Here is a 4,205-nt window from a genome sequence, read left to right on the forward strand (position 1 = left end):
TGCCAGGCTTCGATACCTCAGCCCGAACGGGTGGTGGCGTGCGAGTCGCCAACACCGCTACCCCAGCGCCAGCACCCGCTGAGGTTTCATGCCGGCATCCAGCACCTTGCCCTTGCGGGCCCGCTTGCCCGCGTACACCGCCAGCGCGGCGCCCTTGATGTCTTCTTCCTTCGGCTTGCCACCGCGGCCCAGGCCCAGCACCCTGATCGCATTGGCGCAGGTGGTGGCCGAGACCAGCGGATCCTTGGCGTCCACTTCCATCAGCGTGAGGCCGCGTCCGCCCTTGGGCTGCAGCTTGAGCTCGTCGAGCTTGAACACCAGCAGGCGGCCACTCAGCGAGAGACAGGCGACCTGCCCATGCGTGGGCGCAATAGGCACCGGCGGCAGCACCTTGTCGGTGTCTTCCAGCGTGAGGAAGCTCTTGCCGCCCTTCTGCCGGCTGATCATGTCGCCCACCTGGGCCAGCAGACCGAAGCCGCCGGTGTTGGCCAGCAGCAGCGGCGTGGCCGCGGCCGCCGCGAAGTAGTGCAAGGGCTGGGTGCCGCTTTCCAGCTCGACCAAGGTCGTGATCGGTTGTCCGTCGCCACGCCCGCCGGGCAATTGCGCGACGGTGGTGGAGTACACGCGACCATTGCTGCCGAACACCAGCAGCGCATCGACGGTGCGACACGGGAAGACGCCGTACAGGCCGTCGCCTGCCTTGAAGGCCAGCGCGGCGGCATCGATCTCGTGGCCCTTCAAGGCACGCACCCAGCCCTTCAGGCTGACCACCACTGTCACCGGCTCGTCGACCACCTTGATCTCAGCCACGGCCTTCTTCTCGGCCTGGATCAGCGTGCGGCGCTCGTCGCCATGCTGCTTGGCGTCGGCCTCGATCTCTTTGATCAGCGTGCGCTTGAGCGTGGCGGGCGAGTTGAGGATGTCTTCGAGCTTGCCCTGCTCGACACGCAGATCCTTCAGCTCCTGCTCGATCTTGATCGCCTCCAGACGCGCCAGCTGGCGCAAGCGGATTTCGAGAATGTCTTCGGCCTGGCGCTCGCTGAGCTTGAAGCGCTCGATCAGCGCCGGCTTGGGCTCATCCGAATGGCGAATGATGCGGATCACCTCGTCGATGTTGAGCAGCACCAGCTGCCGCCCTTCGAGGATGTGGATGCGCGCCAGCACCTTGTCGAGCCGGTGCTGCGAGCGGCGCTGCACCGTCTCGGCACGGAAGGCCACCCACTCGGCCAGCATCTGGCGCAGGCTCTTCTGGGTGGGCCGGCCGTCGGCGCCGATCATGGTGAGGTTGATGGGCGCCGAGCTTTCCAGGCTGGTGTGCGCCAGCAGCGTGGTGATGAGCTCCTGCTGCTCGATGCGGCTGGTCTTGGGCTCGAACACGAGGCGCACCGGCGCGTCCTTGCTCGATTCGTCGCGCACGGCGTCGAGCACGGCCAGCACCGTGTTCTTGAGTTGCACCTGCTCGGCGGACAGTGCCTTCTTGCCGGCCTTGACCTTGGGGTTGGTCAGCTCCTCGATCTCTTCCAGCACCTTCTGCGAGCTGGTCCCCGGCGGCAGCTCGTTGACGACCAGCTGCCACTGGCCGCGCGCCAGGTCTTCGATCTTCCAGCGCGCACGCACCTTCATGCTGCCGCGGCCGGTGGCGTAGGCCGCGCGGATGTCTTCGGCGCTGCTGATGATCTGGCCGCCGCCGGCGTAATCGGGGCCGGGGATCAAGGTCGCCAGCTCGTCTTCCGTCAGGCGGTCGTTGCGGATCAGCGCCACGGCCGCGGCCGCCACCTCGCGCAGGTTGTGCGAGGGCACCTCGGTGGCCAGGCCAACGGCAATGCCGCTCGCGCCATTGAGCAGCACGAAGGGCAAGCGCGCCGGCAAGAGCTTGGGCTCTTCGGTCGAGCCGTCGTAATTGGGGACGAAGTCGACCGTGCCTTCGTCCAACTCGTCGAGCAGCAGGCGCGCGATTGGCGCCAACCGCGCTTCGGTGTAGCGCATGGCCGCCGCACCATCGCCGTCGCGCGAACCGAAGTTGCCCTGCCCATCGATCAACGGGTAGCGCTGCGAGAAGTCCTGCGCCATGCGCACCAGCGCGTCGTAGACCGACTGGTCACCGTGAGGGTGGAAGCGGCCGAGCACGTCGCCCACCATGCGGGCGCTCTTCATCGGCTTGGCACCGGCCGTGCCGGTGAAGCTCAGGCCCAGGCGCTCCATGGCGAACAGGATGCGCCGCTGCACCGGCTTCTGGCCGTCGCACACGTCGGGCAAGGCGCGGCCTTTCACCACGCTCAGCGCGTATTCGAGGTAGGCACGCTCGGCGTAGTGGGCCAGCGTGATCGCGTCACCGCTCTCGGGGGTCTCTGTGGTCATCGTCATTCGAAGGAATCAATCAGTTCGGGGCCGACGCTGCGCCGGCCCCATGCATTTGCAACTCGCGGGCACCGCGCGGCAGGTTGTTCTGCAGCAGCGCCCAGTACAGCTCCAGCACCAGGTGCACGTGGGCCTGGGTTTCGGCGATCGGCGGCATGCCGCCGCCGTGCTTCATCACCGTGCCGGCGCCGGCGTTCCATGCGGCCAGGGCCACGTCGGCCCGGCCGAAACGGCGCATCAGCTGCGAGAGCAGGCGCGCCCCGGTGAGGATGTTGGTGCGCGGGTCGAGCAGGCGCTGCGTCTCGGCGGCGCGTGCCTCCTTGGTGGCGCCCACCGGCATGATCTGCATCAGCCCCACGGCGCCGCGCGGCGAGATGGCCGTCGCCACGAAGCCCGATTCGACGGCGATGATGGCCTTGAGCAGCTCGATGTCGACCGCATGCGCCTTGGCCGCCTCGCGCAGGATGGCCTGCAGCGACTTCACCTCGGGCGCGAACTCCAGCCAGGTGAGCAGCCCGCCCGCACCATCGGCTTTGCCCGGCACGCGCGCATCGCCGCTCGCGTTGCCCATCACCAGGTGGTAGCGCGAATCGACCTGCGTGGGCGCCACATGCGCCACGCCAGCGCCGTCCACATAGCCCCACAGCTCGGCCTGCGCGCACAGCGGCGACAGCAGCACGGTGAGGCAGGCGGCCAGCTTCACGCAGCACCCGCCTGGCGCCGTGCGCACAGCGCCTCGTACTCGTGGTCGAGCATGGACATCACGATCAGCGAGTCGTAGCTGCCGTCGGAGGTCAACACGCTGTCGCGCAAGCGCCCCTCCTCGACGAAGCCTTCGCTCTGGTACAGCGCCTGGGCGCGCGTGTTGCGCGACTTCACATCCAGCCAGAAACGGTGGGCACCGAGCGCGCGAAAAGCCATCTGTTCCAGCAGCCGCACGCAGGCACGGCCCAGGCCGTGGCTCTGGTGGCGGGTCTGCAGCACGATGCGCTTGAGTTCTACCGAGTGGTGCGGGTTGCGGCAGCCTTGCAGGATCACGAAGCCGCTGGATTCGTATTCGGCCCCCGACTCGATGATGAAGTGGCGGAAGTCCGGGAAGCGCACCGCACCTTCGTGCTGGATGCGCTCCCAGGGCGTGATGAAGGGCAGGTTCTGTGCGTCCTGCTCGACCGAAGTCACGAAATCGAGGTCGCTCAACATCGTGGGGCGCAGCCGCAGTGGAACAAAGGTGCTCATGGTCTGGCCTCCGCGGGCCGGGCGCCGGGCCGCTCCCAAGCCGGCCCGCATCCCCGCTGGGGATCGGTCGATGTACTCATCGGGCGAGGGGCTGTCATCACACGTCGACTTCGACGTCGTCCCCGTGCAGTTCCATCAGTTCACGGCGGGCCTGGGCTTCGCCCTTGCCCATCAGCTTGGTAAGCGAATCGGTGGTCGCAGCGAAGTCGAGTTGGCCGAACGCCACCTGCAGCAAGCGCCGCGTGTCCGGGTTGAGCGTGGTGTCCCACAGCTGCTCGGCGTTCATCTCACCCAGGCCCTTGAAGCGGCTGATGCTCCAGGAGTTCTCGCGTGCGCCTTCCTTGGCGAGCTTGTCGAGCGTGGCGGTGAGTTCGCCTTCGTCGAGCGCATAGATCTTGGCAGCAGGCTTTTTGCCGCGGGCAGGGGCGTCCACACGGAAGAGCGGCGGCTTGGCGATGTAGATGTGACCACGCTCCACCAGCTTGGGGAAGTGGCGGAAGAAGAGCGTGAGCAGCAGCACCTGGATGTGCGAGCCGTCCACGTCGGCATCCGACAGGATGCAGATCTTGCCGTAGCGCAGGCCGGTGAGGTCGGGCTCGTCGGCCACGCCG

General features: G+C 67.5%; 3 protein-coding genes and 1 pseudogene. All 4 read right to left on the reverse strand.

The annotated features are described in order from the left end of the window. Window positions 1-57 precede the first annotated feature (57 nt). A complete protein-coding gene (gene parC, locus VFL64_RS13525; RefSeq protein ID WP_489540902.1) occupies window positions 58-2,364 on the reverse strand; it encodes a DNA topoisomerase IV subunit A in 2,307 nt (768 codons plus the stop codon). A 13-nt stretch (window positions 2,365-2,377) separates the two neighbouring features. Then, a complete protein-coding gene (locus VFL64_RS13530) occupies window positions 2,378-3,061 on the reverse strand; it encodes a lytic transglycosylase domain-containing protein (protein WP_489540903.1) in 684 nt (227 codons plus the stop codon). Beyond that, a complete protein-coding gene (locus VFL64_RS13535) occupies window positions 3,058-3,594 on the reverse strand; it encodes a GNAT family N-acetyltransferase (RefSeq protein ID WP_489540904.1) in 537 nt (178 codons plus the stop codon). The genes VFL64_RS13530 and VFL64_RS13535 overlap by 4 nt, the downstream gene beginning before the upstream one ends. Window positions 3,595-3,691: 97 nt before the next feature. Further along, window positions 3,692-4,205: pseudogene (locus tag VFL64_RS13540) on the reverse strand (DNA topoisomerase IV subunit B); the annotation flags it as partial.

Source organism: Rhizobacter sp., assembly GCF_035702065.1.
Taxonomy (GTDB): Bacteria; Pseudomonadota; Gammaproteobacteria; order Burkholderiales; family Burkholderiaceae_C; genus Rhizobacter.